The organism is Mesorhizobium sp. M0960, assembly GCF_040319055.1.
Lineage (GTDB): Bacteria > Pseudomonadota > Alphaproteobacteria > Rhizobiales > Rhizobiaceae > Mesorhizobium.
This window is the reverse complement of record NZ_JAMYNN010000005.1, coordinates 158,549-178,889: the sequence shown is the minus strand read 5'-3', so window position 1 is coordinate 178,889 and position 20,341 is coordinate 158,549. Positions and strand designations below refer to the sequence as shown.

The window sequence follows — 20,341 nt, the reverse complement described above, 5'->3', positions numbered from 1 at the left end:
CGTCGGCTGCTGCCGAGGTTGCGGCGCCGTGATTGGCGTGTTCGACCCGGTCGCCACGGGCAAGTCACGCAATAACCACTGCAACCACCGCCTCACCAAAACCCCGCGGCCGTTTCCAGCCGCGGGGGCGCCTTGGGAGGGCCTTTCGAAACCCGTGGTCAAATGTTGGCGAGCAATTCGTTGACGCGGCTTTCCATGTCGGCAAGGGCGGTGTCGACGTCCTTCTGGCCACTGATTGCTGCACTCATCTCTTCGCCGATAATGTCCTGGATCGCAAACTGGCGCTGTACGGCCGACGGCAGCGGCTTGCCGAGGTCGGCGACCGCAGAGATCGTGTTGCGATGCGGCAGGGCCTTGAAGGCGTCCGAGGTGATGACGGCCTTGTAGGCGGGCAGGTGACCGGTGCGCGACCACTCAAAGTCGTTGTCGGCGAAGAACTTCAGGAATTTGCCGATGGCCGCGATCTGTTCAGGCGTGCGGTCTTTCTGCGACACGGCCCAGGTGTGGCCGTCGGCATATTGCGCGTGGGTGCCGCCAAACAGCTGCGGATACGGATAAACCGCATAGCCGCCCTTGTTGAGCGCCGTACCCTTGGTTTCGGACTGGGCGTTGTAATCGCCGACCACCCAGGTGCCGTTGAGGTGGACGCCACCCTCGCCGGCAAGGAAGGCATTGATCGAGCCGCCATAATCGAGGTCCTTGGTGGTGTAGCCCTTCTCGAAGATCGCCTTGTACATCTCGACGACCTTCTTGGCTTCCGGCGTATTCAACTTCACATGCTTCGGATCGGCAAAGAAATCGGAATCCTGCTGGAAAAGATAAGTGTAGAGATTGCGTGTGTAGAGCGCAGTCTCATTGGTCAGGTTCTGGACGAAATAAGGCTTGCCCGTCTTCTGCTTGAACTGTTCGGCCTGGGCGAGCAGTTCCTCGGGCGACTTTGGAAAAATCGGCGTGCCGTCGGCACTGACGAGGCCGGCTTGTTTGAAAAGATCCATGTTGACATGATAGAGCATCGTCCAGCTGTCGATCGGCAGGCCATAGATCTTGCTGTCTTTGGTGGCGCCATTGCGCGCCGCGTCGGTGAAGGCGTCGGGTGTCACGCCGACTGACTTCAAGAGATCGTCGAGCGGCATCAACAGGCCCTTCGACTGATAATCCGACAGTACGGATTCATGGATCGTGACGATGTCCGGAGCGTCGCCTGAAGCGAACTGCGCGGTCAGCTGATCGTAGCCGGGCCATTCCACGGTGGTGACGTTGACGTGGACATCGGGATTGTCGGCGTTGAACTTGTTGATCAGCGAGGTGATGATTCCGCATTCGCCAACGGCTTTGGTGGGATCGGTGTTGGTGCCGAAATCGGCATCGCAGGCGCCGAAAAAGCGCTGCACGCTCAGTTCCGTGGCCGCGAAGCTTGGATTTGCGAGCATCATTGCGCCCGCAGAGACTGCGGCAAACAGCATTTTCTTCAGTTTCATATCAGTTCCTCCTACTGAGTTTCCGCCGCTCCACCCTGGATTGGCCTTCGTGCTTCAATCGCTGCGCATTCCCCCCGGCCGTCAGGCAATCTTCGTTATCTCACCGCAGCGCCGGAGACCGCCGTGACGATGTATTTCTGGAAAAACAGGTAGACGATCAGGATCGGTGCACCGGCAAACACCGCCTGCGCCATCAGGAAGCCGATGCCTTCGGACTGGGCGAAGTTGGTCTGCGTCGAGGCCATGCCGACCGTCAGCGTGAACATGTCCTTCCTCGTTGCCGAAATCAGCGGCCAGAAATAATCGTTCCACGCGCCGAGAAAGGTAAAGATGCCGAGCGTTGCCTGCGCAGGCAGCGTGAGCGGCAGAAGCACCTTCCAGAAAATCCTGAGCCGGCTGGCGTTATCGAGCATGGCGGCTTCGTCCAACTCCTTCGGGATGGCTTTGAAATACTGGGTCATCAGGAAGACGCCGAACGGAGCCGAAAGGCCCGGCAGAATGAGCCCTTGATAGGTGTTGTGGAACTTCAGCATGCTGAAGATCTGGTGACGGGCGACGAGCACGGCCTGCTCCGGGACCGCCAGGCCGAACAGCACGATCACGAACAGCACGTCTCGGCCGGGGAAATTCAGCCGTGCAAAGCCGTAGCCGGCGAGCGACGACAGGATCAAGGTGCCGAGCGTCAATCCGCCCGAGACGATGATGCTGTTGCGCACCCAGATGAACACCGACGAGGTGCCGACCGTGTTGATGTAGTTCTTCAGCGTATAGGGCGCGTGAAACACCGAATTCGGATCTGCCATCAGCTCCGCATTGTCCTTGAGTGACAGGCCGATGACCCACAGAACCGGCGCGATCATGACGATCGAAAGCAGGAGGACCAGGGCCAATAACAAATGGTCGCCAAATGCCCGTCCCTTGATGGAAGCGGCTGGAGCGCTCATGCCTGGTCTCCCCTGCTGCGTGTCACCAGGTACTGGGCCATGGCCGCGATCAGGATGAGGATGAACAGGATTTCCGATGCAGCGGCGCCCAGGCCGAGATCCCAGCGGCGGAATGCGGTGTCGTAGATGTAGAGCACGATCGGCTTGGTCAGGTTGTTCGGACCGCCCCGCGTCATCAGCCAAGCCTGGCCGAACAGCTGGAATTGCAGCACGATCTGGATAATGATCACCAGGATGAAGGTCCGCTTGATCGACGGCAGCGTGATCGAGCGTAGCGTCTGCCAGCGATTGGCATTGTCCAGCGCCGCCGCCTCGTAGATATCCTGCGGAATCTGCTGGAGCGCCGAGAGAAAGAGCATCATCGGCAGGCCGATGCACCACCAGATGGTGGCAATGGCGATGCCGACCATCGCCAGGTTGGGATCGGAAATGAAAGCCGGCGCGGTCGCGCCGAACCATCCGTAGATCGTCGACAACAGGCCGACATTCGGAATGAAGACGATGCGCCAGATCAGCGTGACGATGGTGACCGACAGCACCGACGAGGAAAAGAACAGCGTCCGCAAAACCGCAGCAGTGCGCGTCCGGCGATTGAGGCAAAGCGCCAGGAAAAGACCGATCAGCGCCAGCGTCGGCACCGTCAGCAGCACGAAGTAGAAGGTGTTCCAGATCGATTGCAGGAAGACCTTGTCGTGATACAGCCTGACGTAATTGCCGAAACCGACAAAATTTCCGGACGAGAACGTGTCGGCCTTGTGGAAACTCAGCCACATCCCCCAGAGCAGCGGGAAGAGCAGCAGCGTCGTGAAGAAGAACAAGAATGGCGCAACGAAAATGAAGTTTCGCCATTGCGGCGCATAGATGTCGGCGGTCGGCGTTCTGGCGCCGACAGCAAGCGTCGCGGTCGGGGACATCGCCAGCCGGTCAACCATCTCAGGCCTCCCTCGCATGCCAGGCGCGGCCGGTCTCATTGAACAGATGCGATTTCTGGCCGTCGAAGGCGAGCCCGATCCTGTCGCCGACGGCGACGCGACTGTTGCCGGCATCGGAACCGACTATCTGCTGGCCATCGCCCAGCCGCGCGTAGATCAGGGTGCGTTCGCCGAGCCGCTCGAGCACATCGACCACGCCATCGGCATTGCCCTGTCCGGCGGCAACGATACGGACGTCTTCCGAACGGATGCCGAAAGTGTACTTGCCATCGGTCAATTGGCTGGAGGCGATCTCGGTCTGCACCGAGATGCCGTCCGCAAACCTGGCCGTGGCGTTCTCGCCGGATTTGTTGAGCGTCGCATGAACGAAGTTCATCGCCGGCGCACCGACGAACCCTGCGACGAATTTGGTCGCCGGACGCTCGTAGATCTCCATCGGAGTGCCGATCTGATCGATCTTGCGATTGTTCATGACGACGATGCGGTCGGCGAGCGTCATTGCCTCGACCTGGTCGTGGGTGACGAAGATCATCGTCGACTGCAGGCGCTGATGAAGCTGGGCAAGTTCGATGCGGGTGCGGGTGCGCAACGCCGCATCGAGATTGGAGAGCGGCTCGTCGAACAGGAACGCCTTCGGCTCCTTGACGATCGCACGGCCGATGGCGACGCGCTGGCGCTGACCGCCGGAGAGCTGGCCCGGCTTGCGATCGAGCAAATGCGGCATTTCGAGGATGCGGGCGGCTTCGTTGATGCGCGCCTCGATGACCTTGCCTGGAACGCCGATATTCGCAAGCCCGAAGGCCATGTTGGCGCGCACCGTCATATGCGGATAAAGCGCATAGGACTGGAACACCATGGCAATGCCGCGCTTGCCCGGCGGCAGATGATCGATGCGCTCATTGTTGATGGCAATCTCGCCGCTATCGACAGCTTCGAGACCGGCAATCATTCGAAGAAGCGTCGATTTTCCGCAACCGGACGGCCCCAGGAACACGATGAATTCGCGTGCCCTTATGGAGAGCGACAGATGATCCAGCACCGTCATGGCACCGAACTGCTTGCTCACGTTTCTGATCTCGATATCGGCCGTCACGTCGACGCTCCTCCTCAGCGCTTGCGCTTGTCTCGATGATCCGCCTGAACTCAGAGCCTCAGGCGAATGACCTGGTAGGAATAGGCCGGCAGCGACAGGCTCAGCTTGCCGCCGGCGAGTGAGGCGCCCTCACCCTTCCTTGGGCCGACATTGCCTGGGTTCTCGGCCGAATTGACGGCTTTCAGATCGGCGTGCGCCACGACCCGGTGATCGACGATTTCCGCTTCGCCGAAGCCGGTGAGGTCGACCACTGTTTCGATTGCCTCGCTCGAATGGCGGTTGACGGCGAAGAAGGTGACGTGGCCGGTCTTCGTGTCGTGCACGCCGGCAATGTCGACGTAGGCGACGTCGCCCGCAACGGTGGATTTATAGGTCGGGCTTTCCACCTTGAGATCCAGCGCATTGCCGCGGCCGTAGTTAGAAGCAAACAGATAGGGATAAAAAATCGTCTGCCGCCATGCCGGGCCATTCGGAACGGTCATGATCGGCGCGATGACGTTGACCAGTTGTGCCAGGCAGGCGATCTTGACGACATCGGAACGGCGGATGAACGTGTTGAGGATCAGGCCGACCTGCAGCACATCCTCGAAATTATAGATGTCTTCGAGCAACGGCGGGGCGAATGGCCAGCCGTCGCTGCCGCCGAGGATTTTCTTGTCCTGCTCCTTGGAATGGTACCAGACGTTCCATTCGTCGAACGAGATGTAGACCTGCTTGTTGGAGCGCTTCTTGGCCTTGATATAGTCGATGACGCCGGCGACCGAGACAATGTAGTCGTCGAGCTTTTCGCTCATGGCGAGATAGTTCGAAGCGTCGTTGGCTTCGTTGTCGAAATACATGTGCAGCGAGATGTAGTCGACCTCGTTGTAGGTATGGTCGAGAACCGTCGCTTCCCATTCAGGGTAGGTCGGCATCTTGGCATTCGAAGAGCCGCAGACCACCAACTCGAGCGACTTGGAGAAGGCGCGCATTGCCTTGGCCGTCTCATGCGCTAAGCGGCCATACTCGTCCGCGGTCTTGTGGCCGATCTGCCAGGGGCCGTCCATTTCATTGCCGAGGCACCAGAGCTTGACGTCGAAGGGCTCCTTGCGGCCATTGGCGATGCGCTTGTCGCTCCATGTACTGCCGCCGGGATGGTTGGCGTACTCCAGAAGGTTGCGGGCTTCGTCAAGGCCGCGCGAGCCGAGATTGACGGCAAGCATCATCTCGGTGTTGGCGGAGGTGCACCAATCGGCAAATTCGTGCAGGCCGACTTCGTTGCTTTCCGACGTATGCCAGGCGAGGTCGAGCCGCACCGGGCGCTCTTCCTTGGGGCCGATGCCGTCTTCCCAATTGTAGGCGGAGACGAAATTGCCGCCGGGATAGCGGACGATCGGAACATTAAGTTCTCTGACGAGATCGATGACGTCCTGACGCATGCCATTGGCATCCGCCGTCGGATGGCCTGGCTCGTAGATGCCGGTATAAACTGCCCGCCCGAGATGCTCGATGAAGGATCCGTAGAGCCTCGGATCGATTTCCGAGACAACATAATGCGGATGTGCCGTAACGGCTGCCTTCATGCATTCCTCCCATCGATATCACAAACGATGATTTAAATCATCTTGCCCGATATCAAAGAGGAATTGGCAGCTCTTCGTCAAGCCAAAATAGCCAAAAGTAGGACAATTAGACGAAGGTTTTGGCTCAGCAGAAAGCCAGTTCATTGAAATTGCTGCGTTATCTTCAGAACCCGGTTTCATGATATCAACCAGTTTTGATCCGGAGCAGGATGTCCTGATCGTAATTTCCAAAGCCCTTGCCGAAAATGTTGATCCCGCCGGGGCGCTTGGCGTCGTCCTTGACGCCGATACGGACGCGGATTGAATGATGGCTCTTCAGATCGAGTGCGGCGAGGCCGGTTTCGGAAATCCTGAGGCCGTCGACATAGGTGCCGTCATTGGCAATTCGCCAGTTCTTGAGCTTGCCGTATTGCGAACCCTTGAGTTTCCACCAGGACGGCGTGAAGACGCCGCGCTTGTCGCCGAAATCCCCCGGCGACGTCCAGGTGCCGACATCGACGCCATTGATCGTCAGCGTGATGTCCGAGGGCCAATCGGCGCTGGTGCCCGGCACTTCCGAAGACAGCTCTATCGCCACTTCGAGCTCGGTGATCTCGGCATTGGCGAGCTTGGCATTATTGGGAAACTGGTATTCGACAAAACCGCGGGTGAACCACAACAGCCCGGCTTTCATACGATCCGGATCGAGGAAAGTGTTCGGTACATCGAGCAAGCCGATGATGCCGTCCGGCGAACAAAGGCCGCAGGGCGCGGTAACCTCGAAGCCGGTGTAAAGCCCGATCGGCATCGACACTTCGATCGCGTCGTTCTTGACCGCACGATATTCGCTCTTGAACACGACGAGCACTTCTTCGGCCGTCGGATAACAGATTTTCTGGCTGCCTTTCTTCGCTTTCAGGTTCTCGGTGCGGATCAGCCCCGCATCCTCCAGCACCTGGATGTTGGTCGAGACGGTCGACTGCGGCAGCGACAGCACGGCGGCGATTTCGTTGACATTCATCGGCCCCTTCTCATGCAGCAGTTTCAGCATCGAGATACGCGCCGAGGAGGCAAGCCCCTTGAGCACGGCAATGCCTTCCTCAGGTTCAATCACCAGAAAATTGCGACTCATGAAATGCCCGGGCCCATGCCAAATCTATATCCGAAATTATCCTGTATATCGGGATATCTGATTTAATCAATGCGCAGGCGAACCCGAGCAATTTGTTAAATCCAGCAGGGCGACGGTCGCGCGGTGGCCCTGCACAGAATTTGTGCAGGAGCCATATGCAGAGTGGACACCTGAACGCCGATCGCCCAATCTAGTCCGGAGCCGAGCCCGGTGATGGCGGCTTGGACATGAAGTGGTTGGACGGGTCGTGACCAAAGGGTGGAAATTATATGATCAGCGACTGGCCTGGGTCCTCGTCGCGCCCGTGCTTTTGCTGCTTACCCTGCTTCTGCTGCTGCCGATCGCGATGATGACTGTCTACACGTTTTTCACCTTCGTTACCGCTGGGGTGGAGTCGGCGGTGCTGACCTTCGACAACTGGAAGGAATTCCTCACCGACAGCTACTATCACGGCTTTCTTTGGAAGACCGTTCGCGTCGGCGCCATCACCGCTGTGATCTGCGCGATCCTTGGCTATTTCCCCGCCTATTTCATCTGGGCCACGACTTTCAAGCACAAATGGCTGCTGCTGTTGCTGCTCATCGTGCCGTTCTGGATCAGCTTCACCATCCGGACATTCTCGTGGATCCACATTCTCGGCGAACAGGGGCTGATCAACGTCGTGCTCATCCGGCTGGGGGTCATCAACGAGCCGTTGCCGATGCTCTACACCGAGGGCGCCGTCATCATGGGGCTGCTGCATTTTCTGCTGCCCTACATGATCCTGAACGTCTATGTCAGCCTGGAGGGCATCGACCGCACCTTGATCGCCGCCGCCCGCTCGATGGGCTGCACCAGCGCACAGGCGTTCCGCGAAGTGACCCTGCCGCTGTCGATTCCGGGGCTGGGCGCCGGACTGTTGCTCTGCTTCGTGCTGGCGGCCGGCTCCTATGTGACGCCGCAATTGCTCGGGGGAAGCCGCGACGCGCTGTTCGGCAACCTGATCTACGACACCATCATGGGGCAGCTCAACTGGCCGATGGGCGCCACGCTTTCCATCGTCCTGTTCGTTCTGCTCGGTGCGGCCGCGGCCGCCTACAGCCGCTATATGGGCCTGTCGCAGATCATGAAGGGTCTCAGTGCATGAGAGCGGAGCATCCCGATCGCGAAGGCAGATGGGCGTGGCGGCTAACCGGCGCGATCACGGTGTGCGTCTATGTCTTCATGTTCGCGCCGATCCTCGCCACGGTCGTGCTTTCCTTCAACGCCTCGATGTTTGGCGGCTTTCCCCTCACCGGCTTCAGCCTGCGCTGGTACGAGAAGCTGCTCACCAACGGGCCGGTCCTCGATGCCTTCCGGACATCGATGTGGATTGCCCTGGTGACGGCAACGGTGACGACGCTGCTCGGCATCATGGCGGCATTGGCGCTGGTGCGCTTCGAGTTCCGTGGCAAGCAGGCGATCAACACGCTTGTCATTCTTCCCGCGCTGGTCCCCGAGACGATACTGGGCGTCGGCCTGCTGGTCATGATCAAAGCCGTCGACCAACCGCGCAGCATGACGCTTCTGGTGCTCGGCCACATTCTGCTCACGCTCCCCTACGTGGTGCTGATCGTTCAGGCGCGCATGGTCGGCATTAAACGTTCCTATGAGGAGGCGGCACTGTCGCTCGGGGCGCCGCGTGTGTCGACATTCCGCGAGATCACGCTGCCGCTGCTCATTCCCGCAGTGCTTGCCAGCGTGCTGCTCGCCTTCACCATCTCGTTCGACAACACCTCGGCCAGCCTGTTCTGGCGACCGGCGGGCGTCGAGACCATGCCGACGCAAATCCTCTCGATGCTGAAGATCTCGATCAGCCCCGAGGTGAACGCGCTGGGCACTGTCATGATCCTTTTGACGGTCGGCATTCCCTTGGCTGGTGGGCTCATCCTGCAAAGCCTCACCTGGTTCAAGGCAGGCAAGTGAAAATGAAAATGGGAGAATGAAAATGAAACTGACAACCACCAAACGACTGGAACGGCTCAACGAACGCTATGCCAATGGCGACATCAGCCGGCGATCATTCCTGACGCTGACGGCCGCCGCTGCCGCCGCCACCGGGCTTTCCATGCCCTGGATGGGACGCGCGCTGGCCGCGGTTTCGGAAGTGCGCTTCGACGGATGGGGCGGCGTGGTGCAGGAGGCGATCGATAAGTACGCGTTCCAGCCCTACACCGCCAAGTCCAAGGTCAAGGTCGTCCAGGGCACCTTTGGCGACGAGAACGAGATCATCACCAAGATCAAGACGTCGAAGCCGGGCGACTTCCAGATCGTCCATTCTTCCGGCGTCAACTACTACATCAAATACGTCAATGGCGGCTTCAACTCGGAGATCAACGAGGCGAACATTCCGAACATGGCGAATGTGCTGACCGCCATGATCGAGCCGTTCCGCAAGATCACGCCGAAGCTGTCGGCAGTGCCATATGATTACGGCACCACCGGCATCGCCTACAACAACAAGGTTATCTCGCCGGAGGAAGCCAAGGAAAAGGGCGCCAACCTGCTTACCGACAAGAAATATGCCGGCAAGGTCGGCGGCTACGCCGATATGACGACGCGCGTCTGGTATGCGGCGCTGCAGACGAAACAGGACCCCAACAACATCCAGGACATGGATGCGGTCTGGGCCAAGGTTCGCGAGACCCGCGACCTGGCCAAGAAGTTCTGGAGTTCCGGCGCGGAACTGATGGACCTCCTGTCGCGCAACGAAATCGTCGTTACCGATGCCTGGTCCGGACGCGTCGCCGCCCTGCAGCAGCAGGGCCAGCCGATCGGCTATCTCGACCCCGCCGGCTCATACGCATGGATGGAGGACATGCTGGTGCTCAAGGGATCGCCGATGGCCGAATGCGAGGAACTGATCAACTTCATGCTGGATCCGGCCACGTCGATCGCTGTCGCCGAAGGCCAGAATTATCCACCCTCGCTTGATCCGACCAAGGTGAAGCTGACCGACAAGATCGCAGCGCTTCCGGCCTTCGACCCGACCGGATCGATGAAGTCGCTGACCTTCGCCGATCCGCTCTACTGGGCGAAGAACGAAGACGCCTGGACCAAGCAATGGGACAGGGTGTCGAAAGGTGCATGACGATAACAGCCACGATCAGCCCCGGCCGGCATCGGCCGGGGCTGATCGCGACCCGCTCGCTCGGGGCGAAAGCCAGCCGACAGGAAAGCCTGCGGTCGAGTTTCGCGACATCGATATTTTCTACGGCAAGTTCGCCGCCGTGCGCGATTTTTCACTGGCGATCCGCAAGGGCAGTTTCGTCACCTTGCTGGGGCCGTCCGGATGCGGCAAGACCACGATCCTGCGATCGATCGCCGGCCTGGTGGATATCACCAGCGGGCAGATCTCGATCGGCGGAAAGCGCGTCGACGACATCCCGATCTACAAGCGCAACATCGGCCTGGTGTTCCAGAACTACGCGCTCTTTCCACACAAGAACGTCTTCGACAACGTCGCATTCGGGCTGAAATACCGGAACGTGCCGAAACCGGAAATCGTGCGCCGGGTCAAGAAGGCGCTGGATATGGTGCGGCTGCCCGGCAGTGAGACAAAGCTGCCGTCACAGCTCTCGGGCGGCCAGCAGCAACGCATCGCACTGGCCCGCGCCATCGTCTTCGAACCGGAAGTGCTGCTGCTAGACGAGCCCTTGTCGGCGCTCGACGCCAATATGCGCGAGGACATGCGCGTCGAGATCAAGAAAATCCAGCGGGAGACGGGCATCACCGCCATCTTTGTGACGCACGACCAGGAAGAAGCCTTGTCGATGTCCGACCGCATCGTCGTGATGAACGCCGGCCTGATCGAGCAGATCGGTTCCCCGGCGCAGGTCTACGACCAGCCGGCCACCGCATTCGTCGCCAATTTCCTGGGTAAGGCCAACATGCTGCCCGGCAGCGTGACGGCGATGGACGGCAACATGGCAACGATCGCGCTGGCCAGCGGCCATGTCGTAAAGGCGGCCGCACCGAAGGCGCTCACGGCCGGCAGCGCGATCACCGTCGTCGTTCGCCCGCAGAAGCTTACCGTCGGCACCGCCGGTGCTGCCAACAGGCTGTCGGGACGAATAGTCTCGACCTCCTATCTCGGCGGCAATGCGGTCTACGAGATCGACATCGGCGCTGGCACGCCGTTGCGCGCCAACACGCTGATCGACGGCCAGCCGCTGCGTGAAGGCGAAACGGTCGATGTCTGCTTCGACCCGCTGGGTTGCGTGCTTCTCGACGCGCAAGGCGTACGTATCGCGTAGCGACGAGGCGCTGAGCCGTTCAGTCTTTCGCGTCACCCCTTGGCCCGAGAAACCGCGCATAGACCTCACCGACAATACCGCGCCGGAAAACCAGCACGCAGACCATGAAGGTCAGGCCGGTGGCGATGGTCACCGGAAAATTCGAGGTAGCGAGCGTGTTTTCCAGGCCGACGACCAGACTGGCGCCGATGATCGGCCCGACCATGGTGCCGATGCCGCCGAGGAGCGTCATCAGGATCACCTCGCCCGACATCTGCCAGGTGACGTCGGTGAGCGTGGCAAACTGAAAAACGATCGCCTTGAGCGCGCCCGCCAGCCCGGCCAATGTTGCCGACATGACGAAAGCCGCCAGCTTGTAGTTGGCGACGGAATAGCCAAGCGAAATTGCCCGGCTCTCGTTTTCGCGGATGGAACGCAGGATCATGCCGAAAGGCGAGTTGATGATGCGCCAGATGGCGAACACGCCGATCAGGAAGACCGCCAGAACGAAATAGTAGATGTTCATCGAGACGTTCAGGTCGAGCATTCCAAACAGCCTGCCGCGCGGCACGCCCTGGATGCCGTCCTCACCTCCGGTGAACGGCGCCTGCACGCAGAAGAAGAAGAACATCTGCGACAGCGCCAGCGTGATCATGGCGAAATAGATGCCTTGCCGGCGGATGGCAAAGAAGCCCATCACAAGGCCAAGCAGCGCGGCACCCAGGACGCCGAGCAGGATGCCCGCTTCCGGCGGCCAGCCCCAGACCTTGACCGCATATGCGCTGAAGTAGGCTGCCCCGCCGAAGAACGTCGCATGGCCGAAGGACAACAACCCGGTGTAGCCGAGCAGAAGGTTGAACGCGCAGGCAAACAGCGCAAAGCACAGCATTTTCATCAGGAAGATCGGATAGACGAAGAAAGGCGCCACCAGCAGCGCTAGGATGCCGAGCCCCACCAGCGTCCATTCAAGCCATACCGAACTTTTGGCGCGCGTCCCGCGAAGTGAGAGTTCGGCCATCTCAGACGTCCCTTCCGAAAAGACCGGCGGGCCGGACCAGAAGCACGATCGCCATGATGACGAAGACCACCAGATTGGAGGCTTCGGGATAGAAAACCTTGGTCAGGCCTTCGGCGAGCCCAAGCATGTAACCGGTAACGATCGCCCCGAGGATCGATCCCATGCCGCCGACCACGACAACGGCGAACACGACGATGATGAGGTCAGATCCCATCAGCGGGCTTACCTGATAGATCGGCGCGGCGAGAACGCCGGCGAGACCGGCAAGAGCGCAGCCGAGGCCGTAGGTAAGGGTCAGCAGCAACGGCACGTTGACGCCGAAAGCCTGGACCAGGCGGGGGTTCTCCGTTGCCGCGCGCAGATAGGAGCCCAGCTTGGTCTTCTCGATCAGCACCCAGGTGCCGAAACAGACGATCATCGAGGCGACCACCACCCAGCCGCGGTAATTTGGCAGGAACATGAAGCCGAGATTGGTGCCGCCGGACAGCAGCGGCGGCACGGAATAAGGACTTCCCGATACCCCATAGTAGTACCGGAACACGCCTTCGAGCACGAGCGCGAGGCCAAAGGTGAAAAGTAGACCGTAAAGCGGGTCGATATCGTAAAGCCGCGACAGCGCCAGGCGCTCGACCACGACACCGAAGCCGCCGACGATCAGCGGCGACAGGATCAGAGCCGGCCAATAGCCGATGCCGAACCGGGTGAGCAGCAGATAGCCGATGAAGGCGCCGAGCATATAGAGCGCGCCGTGAGCGAAATTGATGACGCGCAACAGGCCGAATATGACAGCCAGGCCGAGGCTCAACATGGCGTAGAAAGAGCCGTTGATGAGGCCGACCAGCAATTGGCCGAGGAATGCCTGAACGGGTATTCCGAAGATCATCGTCATGGCGCCATCATACACCCAGCACTTCATGCAGCAGCGTCATGCGATCAGGCAGTTCGCCGACCGGAAAGCCCGACACTACCTTGCCGTGCTCCATCAGATAGAAACGATCGGTGACACGGCTGGCAAAGCGGAAATTCTGCTCGACCAGCAGGATTGTCATGCCGCGCTTTTTCATCGTCGCCAGCAGATCGCCGATGCGCTGCACGATAACGGGAGCCAGTCCCTCGGTCGGTTCATCGAGAAGCAGCATTTTCACGCCGGTCCGCAGCATGCGCGCGATCGCCAGCATCTGCTGTTCGCCGCCCGACAGCCTGGTGCCGGGGCTGTTGCGGCGCTCCTTCAGATTGGGGAAGAGATCGAATATTTCCTCCACGCTCATGCCGCCCTCGGCTACGATCGGCGGCAGGACCAGATTCTCGTCCACGGTCAGCGTCGCGAAGATGCCGCGTTCCTCCGGCACCAGGCCAATGCCTTGATGCGCCGTCCGGTGCAGTGGCAGGGGCATCAGATCCTTGCCGTCGAAAGCGATCTGGCCGGTCCGCTGGCGGATCAGCCCGATGATGGCGCGCAATGTCGTGGTCTTGCCGACGCCGTTGCGGCCCAGCAATGTCACCGTTTCACCTGGAAAGACCTCCAGATCGACGCCGTGAAGCGCGTGGCTTTCGCCATACCAGGCGTTGAGGCCGCGGACTGCAAGAAGAGGCGCGGCGTCACTCATCGGCGGTGCCCATATAGGCGATCCTCACCCGTTCGTCGCGACTGACCGTGGCATAGTCGCCGGCGGCAAGGATTTCGCCGCGCTGCATGACGGTTATCCAGTCGCAAAGATCGGCTACAACAGTCAGATTGTGCTCGACCATCAGCACGGCGCGATCCCTGGCGACCGAGCGGATGATGTCTGAAACCGTGCGCACATCCTCTTGCCCCATGCCGGCCATCGGTTCGTCGAGCAGCAGCACTTTCGGATCGAGGGCCAGCGTCGTGGCGATCTCGAGCACGCGTTTCCTGCCATAGGAGAGATCGGCGGCGGGCCTGTTCTTGGCATCGTCGAGGCCGACAGACCGCAAAAGCTCCTCGGCGCGCGGCGTCAATCGATCGAGCGCTGCCAGCGAGCGCCAGAACTGAACGCTGAGCCCGCCCGGCCGCTGCAATGCAACGCGCACATTGTCGAGCACGCTGAGATGCGGAAACACCGCCGATATCTGGAACGAGCGCACCAGGCCCATCCGCGCGACCTTGGCCGGCGACGTGCGGGTGATGTCGTGGCCGAGCAGTTCGATCCTGCCGCTCGTCGGCGGCAGGAACTTGGTAAGCAGGTTGAAGACGGTGGTCTTGCCGGCGCCGTTGGGCCCGATCAGCGCGTGGATGTTGCCATGGTAGAGGTCGAGATCGACATTCCTGACCGCGACGAAACCGGCGAAGTCGCGCCGCAGGCCCCGGGCGGAAAGCACCACCCGCGGCCCATTCGGTTCGGGCGGCGCCATCGGCCCGCCAATCACTCGCTGGCCGTAGGACAGCCGCTTTCCTTGGGGCTCAGGAACGCCTCGTTACCGGGGATCGTGGCAAGGGGTTTGTAATAGTCCCATTCCTTGGTGCTCTCGCTCGGCGACTTGACCTGATAAAGATACATATCGTGGACCATGTTGCCGTCGGACTGCACTTTGCCGTTCGCCGTAAAGACGTCGTTCACCGGCATCGAATGCAATTCCTTGGCGACGGCTTCAGTCGCGTCGGTGCCGGCCTTGTCGATCGCCTTCAGATACTGCGTCACTGCCGAGTAGGTGGCGACCTGGATCATGTTCGGCATGCGGTTGGTGCGCTTGAAAAACTGCTGGGCGAACTCGCGGCTCTTGTCATCGCGATCCCAGTAGAAGCCTTCGGTCAGCACCACGCCTTGCGCTGCCTCGAGGCCGAGCCCATGCACCTCGGCCAGCGTGAACAGAAGCGCTGCAAGCCGCTGACCGCCCTGCACGATACCGAACTCGGCCGCCTGCTTGATCGAGTTGGAGGTGTCGAGGCCGGCGTTCGCCAGCCCGACGACCTTGGCGCCCGACGATTGCGCCTGCAGCAGGAAGGATGAATAATCGGTCGAGCCGAGCGGATAGCGCACCTCGCCAACCACCTTGCCGCCATGGCTCTCGACGAACTTGGCGGTCTGCTCCTTGAGCGAATAGCCGAATGCATAATCGACGGTGACGAAGAACCAGCTGTCGCCGCCTTGCTGGACAAGAGCGCCACCGGTTCCTACCGCCTGCGAATGCGTGTCATAGGCCCAGTGGAAGCCATAGGGCGAGCATTGTTTGCCGGTCAGCTCGGTGGTTGCGGCGCCGGTGACGATGTCGATTTTCTTCTTTTCCTTGGAAATCCCCTGGACGGCCAGCGCCACCGAGGAGGTGGTCAGTTCCATGATGGAATCGACCTGTTCGGTATCATACCACTGCCGCGCAATGTTGGAGGCGATGTCCGGCTTGTTCTGGTGGTCGGCGCTGACGATCTCGATCGGCGCGCCTTGTGCCTTGCCGCCGAAATCCTCGACCGCCATCTTGGCGGCCTCGACCGACCACTTGCCGCCGAAATCGGCATAGACGCCCGACTGGTCGTTGAGAATGCCGATCTTGACCTTGCCGTCAGAAATCTCGGCGGCTGCGGCAGGCATCGCAGTCGCTGCAAGAAGCGCGGCCGAGGCCAGGTACGATATCTTCATTGGTGACTTCCTCCCTTATGGTCGACAACCGAGCAACATGTCGGCGGCTGCCTGCTGCGGCACGAAGAGTGGCCTCCCATATTCCGTCCTCTCCGGCGGAAAATCGCAGCGCTGTACGGCCGCCTATGCCCGTCCCTCAAATCGTAGCATCGCGCGGCAACGCGAGAACAGTTACTTTAGTATTAGGCTCGCGGTGCCCATGCCGCGGACGTCGAAGCGCAACATAGGGCCGGATCGTGCAGGGTCCAGATGGCGTCTGATCTCTCTGAAGCCGACGTGCCGTGATGAAATCCCGGCCCGAGCGGTCGTGATCAGATGATGCAGCTGAACGAGAAACGTGTGTTCTCAACCGCCGGCTGGATGATGGCATGCAACCAGGCGGCCATCGCCGATGCTTTGAAGAAGCGGACGCTCGCTGCGGCAGAGGGAGGTGGCGGCTGGGCAGCGGGTGTGGAACCGGCATCCCGAAGGTGGGTTCATCGGGCCGGGCAGGTCGCCCTTGAGTACCAACCGCCCGCGCCGCGCCCGGTCGATGCTGGGTATCGGAACGGCGGAACGCAGCGCCGCGGTGTAATGGTGTCTGGGCGCCGCAAAGACCTCGTCGGTCGGCCCACTCTCCACGATCGATCCCAGATACATTACCGCCACACGGCTCGAGATCTGACGCACCACGGAAAGGTCGTGAGCGATGAACACATAGGTCAGGTTGAACTCCTCGCGCAGATCGGCGAGCAGATTGACGATCTGCGCCTGGATCGACACGTCGAGCGCCGAGACCGGCTCGTCGGCCACGATAAGTCGTGGCCGCAGCGCCAGCGCACGGGCGATGCCGATACGCTGGCGCTGGCCGCCGGAGAATTCGTGCGGATAGCGCGATGCGTGCTGGGGCGACAAGTCGACCCGGCGCAGAAGGTCGGCCACGCGATCCGCCATTTCCGATGCCGAGAGGCGTTCATGGATACGGAATGGATCGGCCAGCAGATCGCCGACCCGCCGGCGCGGATTGAGCGAAGCGCTGGGATCCTGAAAGACCATCTGCATCTGCCGCCGCAACGGACGAAGCTGGCGCTGGGAGGCATCGCTGATGTCGCGGCCCTCGAATTCCAGCGACCCCGAGCTGATTTCGGTCAGACGCACCAGACACCGGCCAAGCGTCGATTTGCCGCAACCGGACTCACCGACGATGCCGAGCGTTTCCCCGGGCCAGATGTCGAGAGACACCTTATCGACCGCATGTACGGTCCGGCGCTGTGCCGGGAAGATCGAGCGGCCGACGCTATAACGTTTCGACAGATCGCCGGCGCGAAGCAGCGGGCGCGGCACGGCATTCATCGTTGCATCTCCACGCCGCCAGCCTTCTAGACAGCGAATTGTCTGCGCGTGGACTCCGGCAACACGCAGGCGGCGCGATGGCTCTCGCCTTGCATGATCGGCAGCTGGACCAGACAGGCGTCGTGGCGAAAGGCACACCGGGGGCCGAAGGCGCAGCCTTTCGGCAGGTTGGAGAGCGAGGGCGGAATCCCCGGGATAGCGGCAAGCCGGGCCGGACGTGGTCCCTCCATCGGCGGGATCGAGCCGAACAAGCCCCATGTGTAGGGATGCAGCGGCGCCCGGAACACGCTGCTCTTGCCGCCCTCCTCGACAAAGCGTCCGCCATACATCACCAGCACCCGGTCCGCGACTTCGGCAACGACGCCAAGATCATGCGTGACCAGGATCACCGCCGAGCCGAACTGGTCGCGCAATCGTCCGATCAGCTCGAGGATCTGCGCCTGCACGGTAACATCGAGGGCTGTGGTCGGTTCATCCGCGACGAGCAGCGCCGGGTTGCAGGAGAGTGCCATGGCAATCACCGCGCGCTGGCGCATGCCGCCGGAAAGCTGGTGCGGGTAGCTGTCGACGACCCGATCCGGATTTGCGATGCCGACCGCATCCAGCAATTGCACGGCCCGCGCCCGCGCGGCTTCCGCCGACACTTTTTCATGCGCGCGCACCTGCTCGCCGATCTGGTTGCCGATCGTATGCACAGGAGTGAGCGCCGACATCGGATCCTGGAAGATCATCGCGATCTGGCGGCCGCGAATGGCATCGAACGCACGCCGGCTGAGCCCGATCAGCTCCTGTCCCATGAAACGGATGGAACCGGAGACGATAGCGTTGGGGCTGTCGATCAGCCCCATGATGGCGAGCAAGGTCTGGCTTTTGCCCGAACCGGATTCGCCGACCACCCCGATGATCTCGCGCTGCTCGACGGCAAACGAGACGCCTCCCACCGCCCGCACCAGGCCCTCGTCGCTGCGGAAGGAGACGGTGAGGTCCTTGACCACCAGAAGAGGAGCATCAGCCGACATTGCGTGCCCTCGGGTCGATGATGACGAAGACGACGTCGACGATGAAGTTTGCCATCACCACGAAGAAGGCGGCGTAGATCACCGTGGCCAGGATCATCGGCAGATCGAGGGTCTGCAGTGCCTCATAGGTCAGTTTCCCGACACCCTGCAATCCGAAGACCACTTCGGTCAACAGTGCGCCGCCGCCGACCAGGGCACCAAAATCGAGGCCGAACATGGTAACGAACGCGACCAGCGAGGTCCTGAGGCCATGATGCAGCAACACCCGGCGCTCGCCGATCCCCTTGGCCCGGGCGGTGCGGATGAAATCCTCCTGCATCATCTCGATCAGGCTTGCGCGCAGCACCCGTCCATAGAGGCCGATATAGAGGGTTGCCAGCGTGAACCACGGAATGACGAGCGCCTTGAACCAGCCCCAGGGATTCTCGGTCAGGGGGATGTAGCCGAGCGGAGGAACCCAGGAAAACAGCCAGCTGTCGTGCCAGCGGCTTTGTGTCAGCAGGTTGGCGACCTCGCCCAGCCAGAAGACCGGGATCGACACGCCGACCAGGCTCAGGATCATCAGCGCGCGATCAACGAATGTACCGCGCGTTGCGCCTGCGATCACCCCGACAATCAGTCCACCCAGCACCCACAGCACTGCCGCGCCGCCGACCAGCGACAGCGTCACCGGAATGGCGCTTATCACGGTCGGGATGACGCGCTGCCCGCGATTGACGAAGGAGGTGAGATCACGGCTGACAAAAAGCCGGTTCATCATCAGCCCATATTGCACAGGCAATGGCCGGTCGAGACCGAAATCGTGGCGCACCTGGATCAACGTCTCTTGCGAAGCATTGCGGCCGGCAATGCGCGCCGACGGATCGGCGCCCGGCGTCGCAAAGAAAATCAGGAAAGCAACGACACTTATGCCGAACATGACCAGCACCATCTGGCCAAGCCGGAAGCCGAGCGCGGCAACCACTAGACGCCCCTCGGGGAGGATTTCGGATCGAGCGCGTCGCGTACGCTGTCGCCCAGAATGTTGAGGGCCAGGACCGTGATGACGATGGCCAGCCCCGGCGCCAGTGCAACGACCGGCCGCGAATAGAGCAGGCCCTGGCCGTCCTGGATGATGGTGCCCCAGCTGGCATCCGGCGGCTGCACGCCGATCGACAGGAACGACAGCGAGGATTCCGTCATCATGTTGAGCGCCAGGATCAACGGCACGAAAACGATGATCCGGGTCACCACATTGGGCATGATGTCGCGCAAAAGGATGCGCCAGGGCGACGCGCCCAGGCCGATCGCAGCGGTCACGAATTCGGCATGCATCAAGGTCAGGACATGGCCACGGATCGGCCGCGCCACATAGGGCACATAGACGATGCCGATGATGAAGACCGGTAGCCACAGGCTGCCGGAGCGGATTTCGAATGGACCGATCTGGATACTCTGCGCAATCAGCACGATCGACAGCGAGATCGCCAGCAGGAAAATCGGGAAGGCCCAGAGCACGTCGAGAATGCGCGACAGGCCGATGTCGACGATGCCACCGAAGAACCCGGAGACGACCCCCAGAAACGTCGCGAGGACGAGACACAGCGCGGCTGCAGCACCCGAGATCAACAGCGAATCCCGTCCGCCGTAAAGCAGCCGCGCCGCGACGTCGCGGCCCTGGTTGTCGGCTCCGAGCAGGTAGGGACCGATGCGCCACGTCGGCCCGATCGGCGTCATGCCGAGGCCAAGGCCTTCTGTGGAGGGCTGCAGCACCGGCTGGGTCACCCCATCGACGACGACCTCGCCATTGAGATTGGTCACAAATGGATCGGTGCCGGAGACGTACCGCGCATAAAGCGGCGCCGCGAGCGAGGCGATCACGACGACGACGAGCACGGCGAATGCCGATATTGCCGAACGATCGCCTTTCAGCTTGCGCCATGCCGTGCGCCACGGGCCATCGGTGGCCCGGCGAACCGAGATGGCGGGCTGATCCGCAATGACATTGACCATGAACAGGATTGCCT

General features: G+C 61.2%; 20 protein-coding genes. 4 read left to right on the top strand and 16 right to left on the bottom strand.

The window, feature by feature from the left end:
- Positions 1-158 precede the first annotated feature (158 nt).
- The 7 genes from NKH63_RS13230 to NKH63_RS13200 all read right to left on the bottom strand — a co-directional run bounded on the left by NKH63_RS13230 (position 159) and on the right by NKH63_RS13200 (position 7,120).
- A complete protein-coding gene (locus tag NKH63_RS13230) occupies positions 159-1,478 on the bottom strand; it encodes an ABC transporter substrate-binding protein (protein WP_023720710.1) in 1,320 nt (439 codons plus the stop codon).
- A 95-nt stretch (positions 1,479-1,573) separates the two neighbouring features.
- Positions 1,574-2,422, bottom strand: coding sequence for a carbohydrate ABC transporter permease (locus tag NKH63_RS13225; protein WP_352484059.1), 849 nt, complete (start codon positions 2,420-2,422; stop codon positions 1,574-1,576).
- The gene (locus NKH63_RS13220; RefSeq protein WP_051409714.1) at positions 2,419-3,336 is read right to left on the bottom strand and encodes a carbohydrate ABC transporter permease; all 918 of its coding nucleotides are present in this window, start codon (positions 3,334-3,336) and stop codon (positions 2,419-2,421) included. The genes NKH63_RS13225 and NKH63_RS13220 overlap by 4 nt, the downstream gene beginning before the upstream one ends.
- Before the next feature lie 19 nt (positions 3,337-3,355).
- Entirely contained in the window at positions 3,356-4,447 is a 1,092-nt protein-coding gene (locus NKH63_RS13215) for an ABC transporter ATP-binding protein (RefSeq protein WP_352484060.1), read from the bottom strand.
- A gap of 50 nt (positions 4,448-4,497) precedes the next feature.
- The gene (gene arfA, locus NKH63_RS13210) at positions 4,498-6,009 is read right to left on the bottom strand and encodes an arabinosylfuranosidase ArfA (RefSeq protein ID WP_352484061.1); all 1,512 of its coding nucleotides are present in this window, start codon (positions 6,007-6,009) and stop codon (positions 4,498-4,500) included.
- Between the two features lie 18 nt (positions 6,010-6,027).
- Complete coding sequence (locus tag NKH63_RS13205) at positions 6,028-6,189, bottom strand: hypothetical protein (protein WP_156948152.1); 162 nt, start codon at positions 6,187-6,189, stop codon at positions 6,028-6,030.
- Positions 6,190-6,193: 4 nt separating this feature from the next.
- The gene (locus NKH63_RS13200) at positions 6,194-7,120 is read right to left on the bottom strand and encodes an ArsR/SmtB family transcription factor (protein WP_352494491.1); all 927 of its coding nucleotides are present in this window, start codon (positions 7,118-7,120) and stop codon (positions 6,194-6,196) included.
- Positions 7,121-7,367: 247 nt separating this feature from the next.
- On the opposite strand from NKH63_RS13200, the gene NKH63_RS13195 reads away from it, so the two are divergent.
- The 4 genes from NKH63_RS13195 to NKH63_RS13180 are packed head-to-tail and all read left to right on the top strand — an operon-like array spanning position 7,368 to position 11,394.
- The gene (locus NKH63_RS13195) at positions 7,368-8,246 is read left to right on the top strand and encodes an ABC transporter permease (protein WP_023718528.1); all 879 of its coding nucleotides are present in this window, start codon (positions 7,368-7,370) and stop codon (positions 8,244-8,246) included.
- Positions 8,243-9,064, top strand: a complete 822-nt coding sequence (locus tag NKH63_RS13190; RefSeq protein WP_023718529.1) for an ABC transporter permease — start codon at positions 8,243-8,245, stop codon at positions 9,062-9,064. The genes NKH63_RS13195 and NKH63_RS13190 overlap by 4 nt, the downstream gene beginning before the upstream one ends.
- Positions 9,065-9,086: 22 nt before the next feature.
- A complete protein-coding gene (locus tag NKH63_RS13185) occupies positions 9,087-10,229 on the top strand; it encodes an extracellular solute-binding protein (protein WP_352484610.1) in 1,143 nt (380 codons plus the stop codon).
- Complete coding sequence (locus NKH63_RS13180) at positions 10,222-11,394, top strand: ABC transporter ATP-binding protein (RefSeq protein ID WP_023718531.1); 1,173 nt, start codon at positions 10,222-10,224, stop codon at positions 11,392-11,394. The genes NKH63_RS13185 and NKH63_RS13180 overlap by 8 nt, the downstream gene beginning before the upstream one ends.
- A 19-nt stretch (positions 11,395-11,413) precedes the next feature.
- Here the strand turns inward: NKH63_RS13180 and NKH63_RS13175 are convergent, their stop codons facing one another.
- From NKH63_RS13175 to NKH63_RS13135, 9 genes are all read right to left on the bottom strand, one after another.
- Positions 11,414-12,391: a branched-chain amino acid ABC transporter permease gene (locus tag NKH63_RS13175; protein WP_352484608.1), complete on the bottom strand. Its 978-nt coding sequence runs from the start codon at positions 12,389-12,391 to the stop codon at positions 11,414-11,416.
- A 1-nt stretch (position 12,392) separates the two neighbouring features.
- The gene (locus NKH63_RS13170; protein WP_031193840.1) at positions 12,393-13,280 is read right to left on the bottom strand and encodes a branched-chain amino acid ABC transporter permease; all 888 of its coding nucleotides are present in this window, start codon (positions 13,278-13,280) and stop codon (positions 12,393-12,395) included.
- A 7-nt stretch (positions 13,281-13,287) separates the two neighbouring features.
- Positions 13,288-13,998, bottom strand: a complete 711-nt coding sequence (locus NKH63_RS13165) for an ABC transporter ATP-binding protein (RefSeq protein WP_352484605.1) — start codon at positions 13,996-13,998, stop codon at positions 13,288-13,290.
- Entirely contained in the window at positions 13,991-14,764 is a 774-nt protein-coding gene (locus NKH63_RS13160) for an ABC transporter ATP-binding protein (RefSeq protein WP_023718535.1), read from the bottom strand. Before NKH63_RS13160 ends, NKH63_RS13165 begins: the two co-directional genes overlap by 8 nt.
- Positions 14,765-14,775: 11 nt before the next feature.
- Positions 14,776-15,984 (bottom strand): ABC transporter substrate-binding protein, encoded by a 1,209-nt coding sequence (locus tag NKH63_RS13155; protein ID WP_352484604.1) that lies wholly within the window; start codon positions 15,982-15,984, stop codon positions 14,776-14,778.
- Positions 15,985-16,329: 345 nt separating this feature from the next.
- The gene (locus NKH63_RS13150; protein WP_023718538.1) at positions 16,330-17,316 is read right to left on the bottom strand and encodes an ABC transporter ATP-binding protein; all 987 of its coding nucleotides are present in this window, start codon (positions 17,314-17,316) and stop codon (positions 16,330-16,332) included.
- A 26-nt stretch (positions 17,317-17,342) separates the two neighbouring features.
- A complete protein-coding gene (locus tag NKH63_RS13145) occupies positions 17,343-18,335 on the bottom strand; it encodes an ABC transporter ATP-binding protein (protein WP_352917944.1) in 993 nt (330 codons plus the stop codon).
- A complete protein-coding gene (locus NKH63_RS13140; RefSeq protein ID WP_352917943.1) occupies positions 18,325-19,299 on the bottom strand; it encodes an ABC transporter permease in 975 nt (324 codons plus the stop codon). The genes NKH63_RS13145 and NKH63_RS13140 overlap by 11 nt, the downstream gene beginning before the upstream one ends.
- Positions 19,299-20,327, bottom strand: a complete 1,029-nt coding sequence (locus tag NKH63_RS13135; RefSeq protein WP_023718541.1) for an ABC transporter permease — start codon at positions 20,325-20,327, stop codon at positions 19,299-19,301. The genes NKH63_RS13140 and NKH63_RS13135 overlap by 1 nt, the downstream gene beginning before the upstream one ends.
- Positions 20,328-20,341: the final 14 nt, after the last annotated feature.